The organism is Klebsiella sp. 1SOBk5mer, from assembly GCF_046603115.1.
Taxonomy (GTDB): Bacteria; Pseudomonadota; Gammaproteobacteria; order Enterobacterales; family Enterobacteriaceae; genus Klebsiella; species Klebsiella quasipneumoniae.
Map to the genome: position 1 here is coordinate 83,926 of NZ_JBKIUU010000013.1, position 15,664 is coordinate 99,589.

Genomic DNA, 15,664 nt, shown 5'->3' on the forward strand with positions numbered 1-15,664 from the left:
TTATTTTTTTTAATATCATAATGATAGGTGGTGATCAGTTGGTGAAGAGTGAACAGTCAACTCTTCACCTCAGCGCGTCTCTGGCCTGTTTCCGGCGACCATCACCGCAATACGATAGTGATGAGGGGGGGTAAAAAGTTTTTTTGGTGAAAACTGTTCACACTGTTCACTGATCGTTTTTGTTATTTATTTTCATGGTGTTAGCATGTGAATGCTTGGTGAACAGTGAACACTTTACTGTTCACCTCCACAGGTTATAGGTACAAGCGTTATAGTCTGCTGTGAGCGAAGAGCGGACGTTGAATTTTGCTGCTACCTAAAAGTTAATTGTTGTAGTCGCAACCATCAAACTTACCTTTCACAATAACATTTGGTTAATAGTTTGAAGTGCTAAGTGGTCGTATCCAAAACACAATGATTGGCAACTTGATGCTCTAACTTATTACGCGAACGTAACTACATGAAAAAATTATAATATCTTAAGTTATCCCACAAGTATTTCAGCAAATGTGCTAGTAAAGCATGGCTAATTCGTGTCCATACTGTAACCTATCCGAACTATCAGTTCTTTGCTCGCCAACAAGGTCAATACGTGTTATAAAAACATTACTAATCGCAAGTAAATGTCATTTTGAATGATAAATAGTAAATAACAATCTTATTAGGAATAAAAGATGGAAATAATAGATCAGGATTCGATTTTTATACAGGAATGGGGCCTTGATTCAGCATTGGTTGAAAAAAGTGGTTTATCAGTAGACACTTTAAGGTCTATCGTACAAGACTACAAAAGCAATCAGCTAACATTGCTAGATGAGGCTGAGTATATCGCAAAAAAAGTCCAACGTTGTGATTCTGTACATTCTGTTCGTTGGCGTATCAAAGATACTTCCCATCTTTTAAATAAAATCATCAGAAAACTAACGGAAGATGAACCGTCTGAAAAGTACAAAGAAATAAACTCAGGTAACTACAAATCTATAATTACTGATCTTATCGGTGTCAGAGCAATTTATCTTTTCAAAAGTGACTGGAAAGACGTTCACGATCATATTTTATCAAGGTGGACAACTAAAAAGGACGAATCAGTAATGATATATCACCGTGATGGTGATATTATGGATATTTATGCAGGTCATCCTGAATGCAAGCAAGAAATACACAAGCATAATTATCGCTCGATTCACTATGTTGTGCCAGCAACAAATATTGAATCTGTTCAGGTGTATTGTGAAATACAGACAAGAACTATTTTTGAGGAGGGCTGGAGCGAAATAGACCATCAGGTAAGATACCCTGATTACTCCGATGATGAAAACCTAATGAGCTATTTAACCATATTTAATAGGTTAGCGGGAAGTGCTGACGAAATGGGCAGCTATGTGAATGAACTCGTAGAGTTAATCAAAAAAAACAATAAACTAGAGAGTGAGCGGGATTTAAAAGATCAAGCGTTTGATTCTGAGAAAGAAAGGCTTGAGGCTGAAATTAAAAGTCTATCTGCCAATCAAAGCAATTTCGCAGAAATGAAGAGCGCATATGATAAACTCATAGAAGTTCAGAATGAGGAAATGAAAAGTTTAAAAGAAGAACTAAAATCTAGATCAGACGAAAAAATAAAACTGAATAGGCAAAAATCCCCTGTATCAAAGATTATTAGTCAAACTGATACGGTTAAAACAAATGATAGATATGAGGGAACCATAAAGATACAGGTATTAAGAACTAATGACTTCGCATCTTTCGCTGGCCATTTCACTCCAGCATTGCAATCAATACCAAATGTAAGTGTTACACCAATTGAAACAACAGCAAAGAATACAAAGATATCTGATTTGAGAGTTAATACTGGAGTGGGTAACACAAGAGATTTTAACGCCCATGTTTTTAATGACAAATTAAAATATATCGAGGAGGGCGAATATTTATTTTCTTTCGTGGCAAATCTAAACGAATTAACCTCACCGACTTAGTTTATCTGCCAATTAGTCTTAAGTCTATTTAGGTGCAGAGCTGCTTTTACAGTTCTGCACTCCCTCAGATTTCAATCGATTCCCTCCATTGCATCATTAATAGTTACAATCTGCACCCTGTTGATTAATGCAATTATATACGAGCAACTTCCGCTTTTGGCACTGGGCAATCTGATCACGTTAAGGGTAAAAATTTTTTTCTGGAAATACTGTTCACACTGTTCACTCGATGTTTTTATTGTTTTCTTTCATGAGGTTACCTGGTGAATGCTCAGTGAACAGTGAACACTTTACTGTTCACTCTGCCCGGTGTGCAGGTAAAAAAGACCGGCAATGCCGGTCCGGGTAGGTTATGTTGCGGTGGGTTCGTCGCACTTCGGCAGCCAGTCGGCGTTGCTTTCCTCCCTGAGGGCGAGATTGGTCTGCATGCCCTGATTTGTGCGGCGCTTCTCATAATTCAGTCCGTACTCTTTCAGCATGGCTGAGAGCCCCTTGCCGAACATGGTCAGGCTGAGCGCGTTCCTGTAGCCGTGGGCCTCCATGTACACCAGATAGGCGTGATACAGATACAGGCGCGGCTGGCGCGGGATAATGTTGGCGTTCCCCATATACATCCCGTCCGGCTCCGGCAGTGCCTCCAGATAGCCGCAAAAATCAAACGTCGGGTCAGCGTCGCGTTTGATGCTGAGCGCCTCGTCGGAGTTCTGCTGCGACTGGAGGAGCGCGCGGGCACTCATCGGGTCGCTGAACTGCTGCATCAGTTGGCGCACAATCACGGCCAGCTCGCGGGCGATTTTATCCCTGAGCTGTGGGTCGCGTTCTTCCGGGGCTATCTGCTCCGGGAAGTGGATAATCACCCGGCGACGTGACACGCCGCCGCTGCGGTAGGTGAAACGCATCGGGTTATTGTTCACGGCCAGAATCACCGCCGGAATATGCGTCGAGTAGGGATTCTGGTATTTCGGGTCAACGGAGACCGCATCGCCGCCGGTAATGGCCTTAAGTCCGGCACCGTCACCGCTCCATTTCTCCTGGTCTGGCAGACGAATAAGCGAGAAGCCTATCAGGGAGGCGCGCTTGCGCGGGTCTTCCAGCGTGTCGATATCGGCTGACGTGGCGTTATCCTCTCCGGCCAGCATCGTGGCGATTTCGGCCAGAATACTTTTCCCGCTGCCGCCGGGGCCGGTGACTTCGAGAAAGAGCTGCCAGTCGTAGCGGTTCGCCAGCACCATAAACAGCGCGGCCAGAATCACGTCGCGTTTTGTCGGGTTGCCACTGGCCGCCCGGTCGAGCCAGCGCCAGAAGTTAGGTGCATGGGTTTCCAGTGTTTCCCCTTCCACCGGCGGGGTGAAATCCACGTCGCACAGCGTGCGCAGCCAGTGTGATTTGCTGTGCGGGCTGAGCGCGTCGCTGCGCTGCGCGGGTTCACGGGAGTGTCAGTGGGTGGCGCCGTGCTGTTCGGGTGCGTGGCGAGCTTCTTAGGCGGTCAGGATAAGTGCAGGAAAAGGCCGCCCGGAGAATGAGGAAAATCAGTTATTTCGGTGCTGATACTGTTTCTTCTGAAGCCTCTCATCTCTATTCCATGTATTCACCTGATGTATTCGTGTCTGTATCGGCCTGTGACCATCGATTCGCTGGTATGGAGAACAGCCCCTCAAGACGTTGTTAGCGAGGTGGGGAGAGCATTGCGCGCTGTAGCGAGATAACTAGTTAAGATCTATCGCTAATCTACTTAAACTCGTCATTTTCCCAATTCATAGTGAGACTGCTCACAAATGAATTTTTTGGAAGCAAAATCAGGCTAGCTAAAATAATGTAACTGCTTGATTTTTTTGATGCCTCAAGATTATTATATTTCACAACTAGAATCTCATCTTTTACTGGGTGATTAATATGTTTGAAGATTTAATAAAAACGGTAAAGGCACAACTGTACGATAGATTAACCAGTCCGCTACTGGGATGTTTTTTGTTGTCATGGGTAATATGGAACTATAAGTTTATATTTACTTTGTTCTCCGATATGAAAATAGAAGATAAATTCAAGTTTATAGATGGTTCTATATATCCAGGCGATTACTCCCATTTTATATATGGGCTGCTACTCCCTTTTGTTACAACTTTATTCTTTATCTTCATTTATCCATACCCTGCAAAGTTTGCATACGCATTTTTTAGGAAAAGACAGGTCGAGCTCAAAGAAATACAACAAAAAATAGATGATGAAACACCTTTGACTCGTGATGAGGCAAGAAAGATTCGTTCTGATGCTGTCAAAATGAGCATTGAATTTGAACAAGAGATAGAAAAACTTCGTGAAGAAAATTTATCATTGCGCAGTATAATTAAAAAAATAAATGAAAATCAGGGGGGTGACTCTGCAAATATATCTGAGACGCAATCATCAAAAAAAGTTAATAGAGAGGCGGAAATCACTCACGATGATGAACAAAACTATAACTATGAACCATTTTTTGATAATAAATCCAATTTGTCAGGAAATTCTCGATTATTAATAACGGGCCCTGAACACATCAAAGCATCGGTAGAAAATCATATAAACAGCGATAAGAAATTTAATGGTCACACTTTTATGGTCAATGTTGATGGTAAGTATGTTTCTATCAATCTAATTTCCAAAAATGGAAGGAGTAAACCTTTTAAATATGACTATCACATCCCGGGGAATGGTAAGATAGGTTATGAATCGATGCGTATAATTAATTCTTTTGACGAGGATTTTGTTCGTTATTTAAATAATAAAAACCCCGAACAACTAGAGAATAAATAGATACTAAACAACAAACTAAAGAGCATGGGAAATCGAACTTATCGTAAAAAAAAGCCGCTATTTAAGCGGCTATAAGAAGTGGCAAGGTTAGGAATGATTACGGAGCCTTTACCCCTAAATCAAACTCATCTCCATTTCGAACTTTTTCAAGGAGTTCACGAAGATAGTTAGAATATCTATGAGATTGAATTTCATCACCGTTCATTATTGCATAGTGATATTTGTTATCGAACGTCTTAATGTCTACGCCAGTAATATTTTTAACTATTTCTAATAGTTTGTTCGCATCATGCCAGCCTTTGAAGCCAAGTGACTGACCTAGTGTGGTTAAAGTAAAAGGGAAGCTGGCATTAAATGCCATACCATCAGATGACGTTGCTATGCCATATAATTTTGCTAGTTCACCTTCTGATTCGCTAATATTTGATAAAACCCGGTAATCGACCTGAACAGGATTACGAGGTATGTCAGTTCTTACAAGGTCATAAGTGCGAGCTAAAAGTGCCCGTAATAATTTGGGGTTTATATTATCAAGGGCTCTATTCGAGCCAAATGCTGAAAACACCCAAGAATAATCATTTGCAACGATGCTTTTTATTCGGATGCTTTTGTTTGTAGATACCTGGATCAACCGTTCACGGCGTGGGTATTCATTCTCATTCTGCTTTTCGGCCCATTCTAGAATGTATATGTTGGGGATGACATCTCCATTCTCTGAAAGTAGCTCATCAATATCAGATAATATGTTTTTTATATTTGAATCTTCTGCACTATAACCTATAAAAAGAAGAGGGTGTTCAGCAAAGAAAGTAAGTAATTTTGCACTTAAATATTTCTTTTTCTTTATGAAGTCATCGTAATCATCACGATTTATTATTATGCTTTTAGGTGTAGAGCAACAACCATGTATTTTAAGAATTTCGCCAATGCTACCATGGTTAGCATACAGAATTTTTTGACCTATTATTGGCGTGAATTCAGGGTATATCGACTCAAGTAGTTTATCATAATTTGTTGTGATAATTGAGTGAGGATGGATCTTTCTTAAAAGTTCAATCTCGCCATTGTCTAAGATTTCCTTTTCTTGTAATAATAAATTAAAAATAGTAGATATTTTGTGTTTAAAGTAAATGCTTGGATCATTCCCCTCTTCAAATAATTCTACTGGAAATTCTTTTTCTCCGGCACCCCATGCCCACTCGTTATAAGAATCAGAGAATACGCTTCCAATATCAATTAACTCAGGATATTTCTGTTTATAATAAGCAAATCTTTTATCAATATTAGGACATTCAGAAGCAAGTTGTTGAAGAAGCTCTTCCCAGTTTGGGCCAGAAAGATACCTCTTAGTTAACCCCGAACCAACAAAAAGGATGGGCTGACATCCCATTCCTTCAAGGCATGTCTTTATATCATCACTAACGTCTTCAATGTATTGATGGTAATTATTTGGCATTTAAGACTCCTTTGCTGTGCAATCTTATTAAATTGCTTGCATGAGGTGGTGGTTTTTGTGCGCAAATTCACCCCACCAATTCATCAAGTCTATACGTTGTTCAAGATAAGTTGAACGATTGTATGCTCTACGAACTTCATTTTTATCGCTGTGAGCAAGCGCCGCTTCAATTACGTCTGGATTAAAACCAGCCTCGTTTAGCGCTGTACTTGCTATAGAGCGTAATCCATGCGCAACAAGTTTCCCACCATAACCAATTCTCTTCAGTGCAGCATTAGCAGTCTGACTATTCATAGGTTGCTTAGGATCATTCCTACTGGGGAAAACATGTTCACGATGAGCACTGATTGGCTTCATCACTTCCAGAATCTCTAATGCCTGAGGAGATAGAGGTACAATGTGTTCACGCTTGGCCTTCATCCGTTCAGCTGGAATAGTCCATAGCTTGGCATCGAGAGCGATCTCTGCCCAACGAGCACCTGAGGCCTCAGAAGGGCGCACAAGCGTAAGGAGTTGCCATTCAATGAGACAGCGAGTCGCAACAGAGAGATTCGACATCACCAGAGAACGCATTAGCCTCGGCAACTCCTCTGGCCGCAGCGTCGGCATGTTTTGCTTTTTGGGTTTCTCAAAGGCCATGCCAACACCTGATGCAGGATTCGCATCTATCAGACCGGTGTTAACCGCATAAATCATTATCTCGTTCACACGCTGTACTAATCGGCGGACTGTCTCCAGTGCACCACGCGCTTTGATTGGCTCCAATGCTTCAACAAGCGTTCTGGCTTTAATCTCCTGAACGGGTATCGAACCGATAGCGGGGAACACGTCTTTGTCTAAAGAGCGCCAAATGTCTTTTGCATAATCCTCTGTGACGCTTCTGCTTTTTATCTGGAACCAGTTAGCAGCCACTGTTGAGAAAATGCTGTCTAACTCAATCTGGCGTTGTTCTGACGCTTGCACCTGCTGCTGTTGTGGATCCATGCCTTGCGCGAGCGTGGTTAAATGCTGGTCGCGTATCTGACGAGCTGCTGCGAGTGTAAGGGACGGGTATGAGCCGAGACTCATATTTGTGCGGCTGCTGCTTCCCGGCCGTTGATAGCGGAAGCGCCAGAGCTTTTTACCAGTAGTTTTGACGAGTAAGAACAGGCCATCACCATCATGTAAGGTGAAGTCTTTTTCACGGGGTTTAGCTTTAAGTATTTCGTTGTTAGTCAGTGGGCGTGTAATGCACGCCATGTCTGGATCCCTTCCATAATTGGTACACGTTTAATGGACCACAGTATAGCGTGTACCTAAACGTGTACCAATTTTCTCTGGATTTAGCCGGATGTCCTCGGACAACGACAGACACAAAAAAGCCCGCAGGGCTTGTGCCATGCGGGCTTTCAGGATTTCCCCGGACGTATCCGGAAGAGCAAGTGGTGGAGCTGGCGGGAGTTGAACCCGCGTCCGAAATTCCTACATCCTCGGCACTACATGCTTAGTCAGTCTTTACATTCGCTTGCCAGCTGCGGACAGACACGCCACTAACAAACTAGCCTGATTAGATTTAACGCTTCAACCCCAGGCAGGGCATCCACGCGATCTCTTTTGGGTTTGACCTCTCTTTGATCCCCGTCTTAAGAGCGGAAGCTAGGGAGAGAGGGCTCAGAGCAGGTTATTAAGCTGCTAAAGCGTAGTTTTCGTCGTTTGCGACTATTTTTTGCGGCTTTTTACGAGGCCAACCGCCCCTCGGCATGCACCTTGGGTTTCGCAAATCCCGTCGAATCCAGAATCAGCCCCAATGTGTAGGTCAAGTATAACAGATTTGTGAATGTCGTTACCAGCCCCATAACGCAGGATTCTTTCAGCAGGGGTGGACGAAAAAGCAGCATCAACAAGGATATAGCGTAAGGGCCAGCGAGAGCTGGCCCTCAGGGGAGGGGGTTAGCGTCCGGCGTGCTTCATAATACGCGCCTTATCCAGCGCCCATTCACGATCTTTCAGATCGGTACGCTTGTCATGCTGTTTCTTACCTTTGGCGACGCCGATTTTCACTTTGCACCAGGCGTTCTTCCAGTACAGCGACAGGGCGACAACGGTGTAACCTTCGCGGTTAATGCGGCCGTACAGCGTGTCGAGTTCGCGCTGGTTGAGCAGCAGCTTACGGGTGCGCGTCGGGTCGCAGACATAGTGGGTGGAAGCCACGGCCATGGGCGTAAAGTTGGCGCCGAACAGGAAGGCTTCGCCATCCTTCAGGATGACATAGCTATCGCCGATGTTGGCTTTGCCTGCACGCAGGGATTTGACTTCCCAGCCCTGCAGGGCGAGACCAGCCTCGTATTCATCTTCGATAAAGTATTCGTGACGGGCGCGTTTATTCAGCGCAATGGTGGCTGATCCAGGTTTGTGGGCTTTTTTCTTAGTCATAATGTCCTGAAGTCATCGTCTTATACACAGTTACCTCGATCGCATCCTGCGAGGTGTACTGCGCATCTTAGCACGAGTTGCGGCACAGCGTTTTTTTTAGCAGCAGATAAATGATATTATTTGCACTGTGTTTAAATGTGGAACCTGCTATGCCTCAGATTAGCCGTACTGCGCTGGTGCCTTTCAGCGCGGAACAGATGTATCAACTGGTAAACGATGTGAAGTCTTATCCTGATTTTCTGCCAGGCTGCACCGGTAGCCGCGTGCTGGAATTCGGGCCGACGCAAATGACGGCGGCGGTTGATGTGTCCAAAGCCGGCATCAGTAAGACCTTCACGACCCGGAATACACTGACCAGCAACCAGAGTATTTTGATGAGCCTGGTGGATGGCCCGTTCAAGAAGCTGATTGGCGGCTGGAAGTTTATTCCGCTGAGCCCGGAGGCGTGCAAAATCGAGTTCCATCTCGATTTTGAGTTTACCAATAAGCTGATTGAGATGGCCTTTGGCCGGGTCTTTAAGGAACTGGCCGCCAACATGGTGCAGGCGTTCACCTCGCGCGCCAAAGAGGTCTACAGTGCCAGCTAATATTCGTGTTGAGGTCGCTTACGCGCTGCCTGAAAAGCAGTACTTGCAGCGGGTCACCCTGGATGAGGGGGCGACGGTCGAGCAGGCGATTGTCGCCAGCGGCCTGCTGGCGCTGCGTGATGACATCGATCTGGCGAAAAACAAGCTGGGTATTTACAGTCGTCCGGTTAAGCTGCACGACGAAGTCCATGACGGCGACCGGGTGGAAATCTATCGCCCGCTGATCGCAGATCCGAAAGAGCTGCGTCGCCAGCGGGCGGAGAAAAACGCCGCGAAGTAAACCGCAGCAGCAGACCCGCTATCGGCCATAAAAAAAGCGCTCATTGAGCGCTTTTTTGCTTTTCCGGGCCTTACTGACTGGTCAGCGCGGGCTTGTTATCAATGTTGGTTAACACGCCGCCATTGTTGAAGGTCAGGGTCAGGGTCTGCTGAGTCACTTTCTCGTGGCCCGGCTCCTGACGGAATACATAAAACCAGGTGTTGGTGCCGAACGGATCCGACATCATTGGCGTTCCGAGAGCATAAGCAACCTGCTGTTGCGTCATACCGACACGAATTTTTGCTACATCGTTAGGTGCCAGATAGTTACCCTGGTTGATGTCAGGACGGTAAACCACTCGTTCCAGAGTGGAACAGCCTGCGGTCAACATAAGAAGAACCGCTGCGGCAGCAGTCAGCGTTTTACAGCGCATAGTGATTTGATTCCTTTTTGGGCCCGAGCAGTACGTGGCTCATCTGTAATATGCCGATAATAATAGACCTTCGCGCCGATGGAAACCTCCGGCTGCGGTCAGCAGGCAATTTGCTGTTCACTATGACCCTGTGAAAATCAAAAAGTTTACGCCGCAAGCAACTCTTTCGCATTCGCCAGGGTGTTGCGCGTGACTTCGCTGCCGCCCAGCAGGCGAGCCAGCTCCTGCAGACGAGCACGCTTATCCAGCGGCTGCATATGGGTTTCGGTCATCTCGCCATCGGTCTCTTTGCAGACAAAGAAATGATGGTGGCCGCAGCCTGCGACCTGCGGCAGGTGGGTAACGCACATCACCTGCGTGGACTCGCCCAGCTGGCGCAGCAGCTTGCCGACCACCGCCGCGGTCGGGCCGCTGATGCCGACGTCCACTTCGTCGAAGATCAGCGCCGGGGTTTCCATTTTACGCGCGGTGATCACCTGAATCGCCAGCGCAATACGCGACAATTCACCGCCAGAGGCCACTTTCGCGATCGGCTGCAGCGGCTGCCCCGGGTTAGTGGTGACGCGGAACTCAATATGATCGGCGCCGTCGGCGGTGAGATGGCGTTCATCAAAAGCGACCTCAATCGCGAAGACCCCGTGCGGCATCGAAAGTGAGTGCATACTCTCGGTGATAAGCTGGGTTAGCTCGTCGGCGCTGGCCTGGCGCAGGGCGTGCAGTTGGCGCGCGGTCTCCAGCGCCAGCTGATGATGTTCGACCACCTGCTGGCTGAGGGATTCCAGCGAGCCGGCGCTGTCGTCCAGCAGGCGCTGCTCTTCGAGCATCGCCTGATAAACCGCCGGCAGCTCTTCCGGCATCACCTGGTGTTTACGCGCCAGCGCGATTTGCCGGGAAATCCGCTGCTCAAGTTCGAACAGACGATTAGGATCGAGGTCCAGACGGTCGTGATAGTGGCGCAGCTCATCGCTGGCCTCGCTGAGCTGAATGGCCGCCTCTTCCAGCATATCCAGCACGCCGGAAAGCTTGCTGTCCATACCCACCAGCTCGCTGACCAGCTGCTTCGCGGTATAAAGCTGGCTCTGCAGGTTGGCCTCTTCGCCGTCCGCCAGTACCGTCAGGGCGTGCTGACAGGTGCTGAGCAGCTGACCGCTGTTGGCCAGGCGTTTGTACTCTTCGTCAATCTGCTCAAACTCTCCCGCCAGCGGGTTAAATTCGTTCAGCTCTTTAAGCTGGTACTGCAGCAGATCGGCGCGGGCGGCGCGCTCCTGGCTCTGCTGCTGATGCTGGGCCAGCTCGCGGCAGCTCTGGTGCCACTGGCGATAGTGCTCTGCCATGCGCTGAGTGAGCGCATACTCACCGGTATAGCCGTCGAGCAGCGTTTTCTGGTGTTCGGGTTTGGTCAACAGCTGGTGCGCATGCTGGCCGTGGATCTGGATCAGCAGCTGGCCCAGCTCGCGCAACTGCGAGAGCGGGACGGCGGTGCCGTTGATGAAGCCACGTGAACGGCCGTCGGCGCTGATCACCCGGCGAAGTAAACACTCACGCCCGCTCTCCAGCTGGTTCTCTTCCAGCCAGCGCTGGGCGGCCGGGGTATCTTTCAGCGCGAAGCGTGCGCACAGGTCGGCACGGGTGGCGCCGCGACGCACCATGTCGGCTTCCGCTCTGCCGCCGAGGCACAGCCCCAGCGCGTCGATGGCAATGGATTTCCCGGCGCCGGTTTCCCCGGTGATGGCGGTCATGCCGCTGTGGAAATCAATTTCCAGTTCACGAACGATAGCAAAATTACTGATGGTGAGTTGCGCCAACATAGCTGCCTTCCTGTATGAAAAACCAATACTGTGTTTTCGTACAGTATAGACTGGTTTTTTATCCAGTAAAGAGGCAGCGATGTAAATCAGAACAATTTTTTCGACCAGCCGAGCTTGGTGCTTAATGTATTGAAATAGCTGTAATCTTTAGGGTGAATCAGATTGAGGTGATAATCACAGCGGCGAATGAGAACGTCTTCGCCATCCTGGATCGGCAGGGCAATCTGGCTGTCGCAGCTGATCTCCAGATCGCTGCAGCGGTGAGAGAAGCGCAGGCGGATGGTGCTGTCGCCGTTGATCACCAGCGGTCGCGCCGAGAGGGTGTGCGGGAACATCGGCACCAGGGTGATGGCGTCCAGCGACGGGGTGAGGATCGGGCCGCCGGCCGACAGCGAATAGGCCGTGGAGCCGGTCGGAGTAGAGATAATCAGGCCGTCGGAGCGCTGGGAGAAGGCAAAGACTTCATCGATATAGACTTCGAACTCAATCATATGCGCCACTTTGCCGGGGTGCAGCACCACTTCGTTGATGGCGGTGCTGATGCGTTTCTGGCAATCCTGCTGGCACACCTGGGCCTCCAGCAGAAAGCGCTTCTCCGCGATGTAGTGGCCTTCCAGCACATCGGCGAGCTGCTGCAGGGCGTTGTCCGGGTCCAGGTCGGTGAGAAAGCCGAGGTTGCCGCGGTTAATGCCGATGACATTAATGTCATAACGGGCCAGAGTCCGCGCCGCGCCGAGCATATTGCCGTCGCCGCCTACCACCACCGCGAGGTCGGCCTGTTGGCCAATCTCCGCCAGCGTGCCGGTTTTCACGTTGCTGAGCTGGAGTTCATGGGCGATCTGCTGTTCAACCAGCACTTCATACCCTTTGCTGCACAGCCAGCGCCAGAGCATTTCATGTGTGGTCAGGGCGGTGGGGTGACGAGGATGTCCCACAATGCCTATACACTTGAAATGGTTCTTCATGATCTGGATGTCCTTGCGTTAAATGAAATAGTGACAATCTGTCCGCTTCCCTTGAAACCCGGAAACTGATCCCCATAATAAGCGAAGTTAGCGAGATGAATGCGAAAAAAACGCGGAGAAATTCATGAGTAGTAAAGAACAGAAAACGCCTGAGGGGCAAGCCCCGGAAGAAATTATCACGGAGCAGCACGACGACGTTGAGGCGGTAGAGCCTGAAGTTTCGGCTGAGCAGGTGGATCCGCGCGATGAAAAAATTGCGAATCTGGAAGCCCAGCTGGCTGAAGCGCAGAAACGTGAACGTGAAGTGATGCTGCGTGCCAAAGCCGACGAAGATAACCTGCGTCGTCGTACCGAGCAGGATATCGAGAAAGCGCACAAATTCGCGCTGGAAAAATTCGTCAATGAACTGCTGCCGGTGATCGACAGCCTGGACCGCGCGCTGGAAGTGGCCGACAAGGCTAACCCGGAGCTGGCGCCGATGGTGGAAGGGATCGAACTGACCCTCAAATCTATGCTGGACGTAGTGCGTAAGTTTGGCGTGGAAGTGATCGCCGACACCAACGTTCCGCTGGATCCGAACGTCCACCAGGCCATTGCGATGGTCGAGTCTGAAGACGTGGCGGCGGGCAACGTGCTGGCCGTGATGCAGAAAGGTTACACCCTGAACGGCCGCACCATTCGCGCCGCGATGGTGACGGTAGCAAAAGCGAAATAACGTTTGCTGCCTTGCTCAACGGCTGCCCGCGGGCGGCCGTTTTTTATGCCATCGCTCCCGGCGCGAGAAAAAAAACGGCGGGCCGCAGCCCACCGTGATGTTAATTCCTTCGCTCGCGCTACTCCGCGACGCTCTCGCGTAATGATTTCACTGGCATCACTTTCACCTGTTTGATCATGTTGTCCTGCACGTCGAGGATATCAATATCATACTGCTCAATGCGCACGCGGGTGCCCGGGACCGGGATCTCTTCCAGCGCTTCAAGGATGATACCGTTGATGGTGCGCGCTTCATCTTCCGGCAGGTTCCAGTTGAACGCTTTGTTGATCTCGCGAACGTTGGCGCTGCCGTCGATTATCACCGTACCGTCGTTGAGCGGGGTCACTTCCTCCGCCAGGGTGGGTGACATGGAGGTGGTGAAGTCGCCGACAATCTCTTCAAGAATATCTTCTACGGTAACCAGCCCCTGAATATCGCCGTATTCATTAACCACCAGGCCGACTTTCTTTTTATTGCGCTGAAATTTCACCAACTGGGTGCTGAGCGGCGTCCCTTCCGGAACAAAGTAGATCTCATCTGCCGCCCGCAGCATGATCTCTTTTGTGAACTCTTTCTTCTCCGTCATCAGGCGGTAGGCTTCACGGACGCGCAGCATGCTGATGGCATCGTCCAGCGAATCGCGGTAGAGCACAATGCGGCCGTGTGGGGAGTGGGTCAGCTGGCGGACGATAGATTTCCAGTCGTCATTGATGTCGATGCCGACAATCTCATTGCGCGGCACCATGATGTCGTTAACGCTGACTTTCTCCAGGTCCAGCACCGACAGCAGCATATCCTGATTGCGTCGTGAGATTTGTGAACGGGATTCATTCACAATCGTGCGCAGTTCATCTTTACTCAGGGCGCTGCTGATGACGGTATCGGTGCGGATGCCCATCATGCGCATCAGCATGCGGGTGATGGTATTCAGCAGCCACACCAGGGGCATCATCAGCACCTGCAGGGGCGCCAACAGGAAGCTGCTGGGGTAGGCGACCTTTTCCGGATAGAGGGCGGCGATGGTTTTCGGCAGGACTTCGGCAAACACCAGCACCACAAAGGTGAGCACCCCGGTGGCGATCGCGACGCCGGCATCGCCGTAGAGGCGCATGCCGACGATGGTGCCCAGCGCCGAGGCGAGAATGTTGACGAGGTTATTGCCGATGAGCACAAGGCTAATCAGGCGGTCCGGCTTGCGCAGCAGCTTCTCCACGCGCTTGGCGGGGCGGTTGCCTTGTTTCGCCATATGACGCAGCCGGTAGCGGTTCAGCGTCATCATGCCGGTTTCGGAGCCGGAGAAATAGGCAGAGATAATCACCATGACGATCAGCGTTATGATCAGCGTGGTGGTGGAGATATGTTCCACGTAGGATTCCTTAAAAGACTTAGCTCACGAACTGTTGCAGCACGCGGCTACCAAAATAGGCCAGCGTCAGCAGACCGGCGCCAGCGACGCTGAACCAGACCACACGACGTCCGCGCCACCCTTCATGATAGTGGCCCCACAGCAGGACGATATAGACGAACCACGCAATAATCGACAGCACCGCTTTATCAATGTTTTCGCTGCTGAACAGATTGTGCATATAGAACAGACCGCTACACAGCGTCAGGGTCAGCAGCACCACGCCGACCTGGGTGATGTGGAACATTTTGCGCTCAATGCTCATCAGCGGCGGCATTTCGCTACTGAAGGCCAGCTTTTTGTTCTTTAACTGGTAGTCGATCCACGCCAGCTGTAGCGCATACAGCGCGGCAATGATCAGCGTGGCGTAGGAGAAGAGCGACAGGCCGATATGCACCAGCATCCCCGGGGTGGTTTCCAGGTGGGTGATATATTCGTTAGGCACGAAGGTGGCGAAGGCCAGATTGATCAGCGCGAAGGCATAGACGATAGGCAGCAGCAGCCAGCCGCGATTGCGCGAGGCCACGATAGTCATGACCGTACAGATCATCAGGCTCACCAGCGACCCGACGTTCAGTAAGCTGAGGTTTTGCCCGCTCTCGCCGCCGGGGAATATCCGTGCTTCCAGCGCAAAAGCATGGCAGATCAACGCGATAGTCGCTGATAAAATCGCCATTCGCCGCCAGCTGCTGTTTTTTTGCAGCAAGCCGGGGATAATCAGCGCGAGGCTGACAGAGTAGGCGACAAGGGCGAGTAGAGCAAAAACAGGCATAGGTGTCGGCTGTTGGATAAATAAGAAAGAGAAGCAGTATAACGTCAGCA

13 protein-coding genes, 1 other RNA gene and 1 pseudogene are annotated in these 15,664 nt (G+C 49.4%); 5 read left to right on the forward strand and 10 right to left on the reverse strand.

Going from position 1 to position 15,664, the window contains the following annotated elements; all coding sequences use genetic code 11:
- The first annotated feature begins 674 nt into the window (after positions 1-674).
- Positions 675-1,973: a GTP pyrophosphokinase gene (locus tag ACLH1U_RS22080; RefSeq protein WP_411299464.1), complete on the forward strand. Its 1,299-nt coding sequence runs from the start codon at positions 675-677 to the stop codon at positions 1,971-1,973.
- A gap of 350 nt (positions 1,974-2,323) precedes the next feature.
- Here ACLH1U_RS22080 and ACLH1U_RS22085 read toward each other — a convergent pair.
- Positions 2,324-3,388 (reverse strand): annotated as a pseudogene (locus tag ACLH1U_RS22085) (primase-like DNA-binding domain-containing protein); the annotation flags it as partial.
- A 478-nt stretch (positions 3,389-3,866) separates the two neighbouring features.
- On the opposite strand from ACLH1U_RS22085, the gene ACLH1U_RS22090 reads away from it, so the two are divergent.
- Positions 3,867-4,763, forward strand: a complete 897-nt coding sequence (locus ACLH1U_RS22090; protein WP_064180913.1) for a hypothetical protein — start codon at positions 3,867-3,869, stop codon at positions 4,761-4,763.
- A gap of 97 nt (positions 4,764-4,860) precedes the next feature.
- Here ACLH1U_RS22090 and ACLH1U_RS22095 read toward each other — a convergent pair whose 3' ends face one another.
- From ACLH1U_RS22095 to smpB, 4 genes are all read right to left on the reverse strand, one after another.
- Positions 4,861-6,219: an SIR2 family protein gene (locus ACLH1U_RS22095; RefSeq protein ID WP_110238296.1), complete on the reverse strand. Its 1,359-nt coding sequence runs from the start codon at positions 6,217-6,219 to the stop codon at positions 4,861-4,863.
- 27 nt (positions 6,220-6,246) lie between these two features.
- On the reverse strand, positions 6,247-7,458 hold the full coding sequence (locus ACLH1U_RS22100; protein ID WP_102007161.1) for an integrase domain-containing protein: 1,212 nt from the start codon (positions 7,456-7,458) through the stop codon (positions 6,247-6,249).
- Positions 7,459-7,641: 183 nt separating this feature from the next.
- Positions 7,642-8,004: a transfer-messenger RNA gene (gene ssrA / locus ACLH1U_RS22105) on the reverse strand.
- Between the two features lie 144 nt (positions 8,005-8,148).
- Positions 8,149-8,631 (reverse strand): SsrA-binding protein SmpB, encoded by a 483-nt coding sequence (gene smpB / locus ACLH1U_RS22110; protein WP_002914164.1) that lies wholly within the window; start codon positions 8,629-8,631, stop codon positions 8,149-8,151.
- A gap of 149 nt (positions 8,632-8,780) precedes the next feature.
- On the opposite strand from smpB, the gene ACLH1U_RS22115 reads away from it, so the two are divergent.
- Together ACLH1U_RS22115 and ACLH1U_RS22120 are read left to right on the forward strand one after the other, a co-directional pair.
- Positions 8,781-9,218 carry a type II toxin-antitoxin system RatA family toxin gene (locus tag ACLH1U_RS22115; protein WP_008806099.1) on the forward strand — a complete coding sequence of 146 codons (438 nt, stop codon included), beginning with the start codon at positions 8,781-8,783 and terminating at the stop codon, positions 9,216-9,218.
- The gene (locus ACLH1U_RS22120) at positions 9,208-9,498 is read left to right on the forward strand and encodes an RnfH family protein (RefSeq protein ID WP_049013859.1); all 291 of its coding nucleotides are present in this window, start codon (positions 9,208-9,210) and stop codon (positions 9,496-9,498) included. The genes ACLH1U_RS22115 and ACLH1U_RS22120 overlap by 11 nt, the downstream gene beginning before the upstream one ends.
- A 70-nt stretch (positions 9,499-9,568) precedes the next feature.
- Here the strand turns inward: ACLH1U_RS22120 and bamE are convergent, their stop codons facing one another.
- The 3 genes from bamE to nadK all read right to left on the reverse strand — a co-directional run bounded on the left by bamE (position 9,569) and on the right by nadK (position 12,683).
- Positions 9,569-9,910 carry an outer membrane protein assembly factor BamE gene (gene bamE, locus ACLH1U_RS22125; RefSeq protein ID WP_004206850.1) on the reverse strand — a complete coding sequence of 114 codons (342 nt, stop codon included), beginning with the start codon at positions 9,908-9,910 and terminating at the stop codon, positions 9,569-9,571.
- Between the two features lie 146 nt (positions 9,911-10,056).
- On the reverse strand, positions 10,057-11,718 hold the full coding sequence (gene recN / locus ACLH1U_RS22130) for a DNA repair protein RecN (RefSeq protein ID WP_004206849.1): 1,662 nt from the start codon (positions 11,716-11,718) through the stop codon (positions 10,057-10,059).
- An 86-nt stretch (positions 11,719-11,804) separates the two neighbouring features.
- Complete coding sequence (nadK, locus tag ACLH1U_RS22135; RefSeq protein ID WP_002914158.1) at positions 11,805-12,683, reverse strand: NAD(+) kinase; 879 nt, start codon at positions 12,681-12,683, stop codon at positions 11,805-11,807.
- 124 nt (positions 12,684-12,807) lie between these two features.
- Between nadK and grpE the strand changes: the two genes are divergently transcribed.
- Entirely contained in the window at positions 12,808-13,398 is a 591-nt protein-coding gene (gene grpE, locus ACLH1U_RS22140) for a nucleotide exchange factor GrpE (protein WP_004174800.1), read from the forward strand.
- A gap of 118 nt (positions 13,399-13,516) precedes the next feature.
- Here the strand turns inward: grpE and ACLH1U_RS22145 are convergent, their stop codons facing one another.
- Positions 13,517-14,803: an HlyC/CorC family transporter gene (locus ACLH1U_RS22145; RefSeq protein ID WP_023290690.1), complete on the reverse strand. Its 1,287-nt coding sequence runs from the start codon at positions 14,801-14,803 to the stop codon at positions 13,517-13,519.
- A gap of 19 nt (positions 14,804-14,822) precedes the next feature.
- On the reverse strand, positions 14,823-15,614 hold the full coding sequence (locus tag ACLH1U_RS22150) for an inner membrane protein YpjD (RefSeq protein ID WP_002914153.1): 792 nt from the start codon (positions 15,612-15,614) through the stop codon (positions 14,823-14,825).
- Positions 15,615-15,664 lie beyond the last annotated feature (50 nt).

Bases quoted from the DNA above. Each gene is read 5' to 3' on its own strand.
- ACLH1U_RS22080 (WP_411299464.1), top strand. From the start codon at position 675: ATGGAAATAATAGATCAGGATTCGATTTTTATACAGGAATGGGGCCTT.
- ACLH1U_RS22090 (WP_064180913.1), top strand. From the start codon at position 3,867: ATGTTTGAAGATTTAATAAAAACGGTAAAGGCACAACTGTACGATAGA.
- ACLH1U_RS22095 (WP_110238296.1), bottom strand. From the start codon at position 6,219: ATGCCAAATAATTACCATCAATACATTGAAGACGTTAGTGATGATATA.
- ACLH1U_RS22100 (WP_102007161.1), bottom strand. From the start codon at position 7,458: ATGGCGTGCATTACACGCCCACTGACTAACAACGAAATACTTAAAGCT.
- smpB (WP_002914164.1), bottom strand. From the start codon at position 8,631: ATGACTAAGAAAAAAGCCCACAAACCTGGATCAGCCACCATTGCGCTG.
- ACLH1U_RS22115 (WP_008806099.1), top strand. From the start codon at position 8,781: ATGCCTCAGATTAGCCGTACTGCGCTGGTGCCTTTCAGCGCGGAACAG.
- bamE (WP_004206850.1), bottom strand. From the start codon at position 9,910: ATGCGCTGTAAAACGCTGACTGCTGCCGCAGCGGTTCTTCTTATGTTG.
- recN (WP_004206849.1), bottom strand. From the start codon at position 11,718: ATGTTGGCGCAACTCACCATCAGTAATTTTGCTATCGTTCGTGAACTG.
- nadK (WP_002914158.1), bottom strand. From the start codon at position 12,683: ATGAAGAACCATTTCAAGTGTATAGGCATTGTGGGACATCCTCGTCAC.
- grpE (WP_004174800.1), top strand. From the start codon at position 12,808: ATGAGTAGTAAAGAACAGAAAACGCCTGAGGGGCAAGCCCCGGAAGAA.
- ACLH1U_RS22150 (WP_002914153.1), bottom strand. From the start codon at position 15,614: ATGCCTGTTTTTGCTCTACTCGCCCTTGTCGCCTACTCTGTCAGCCTC.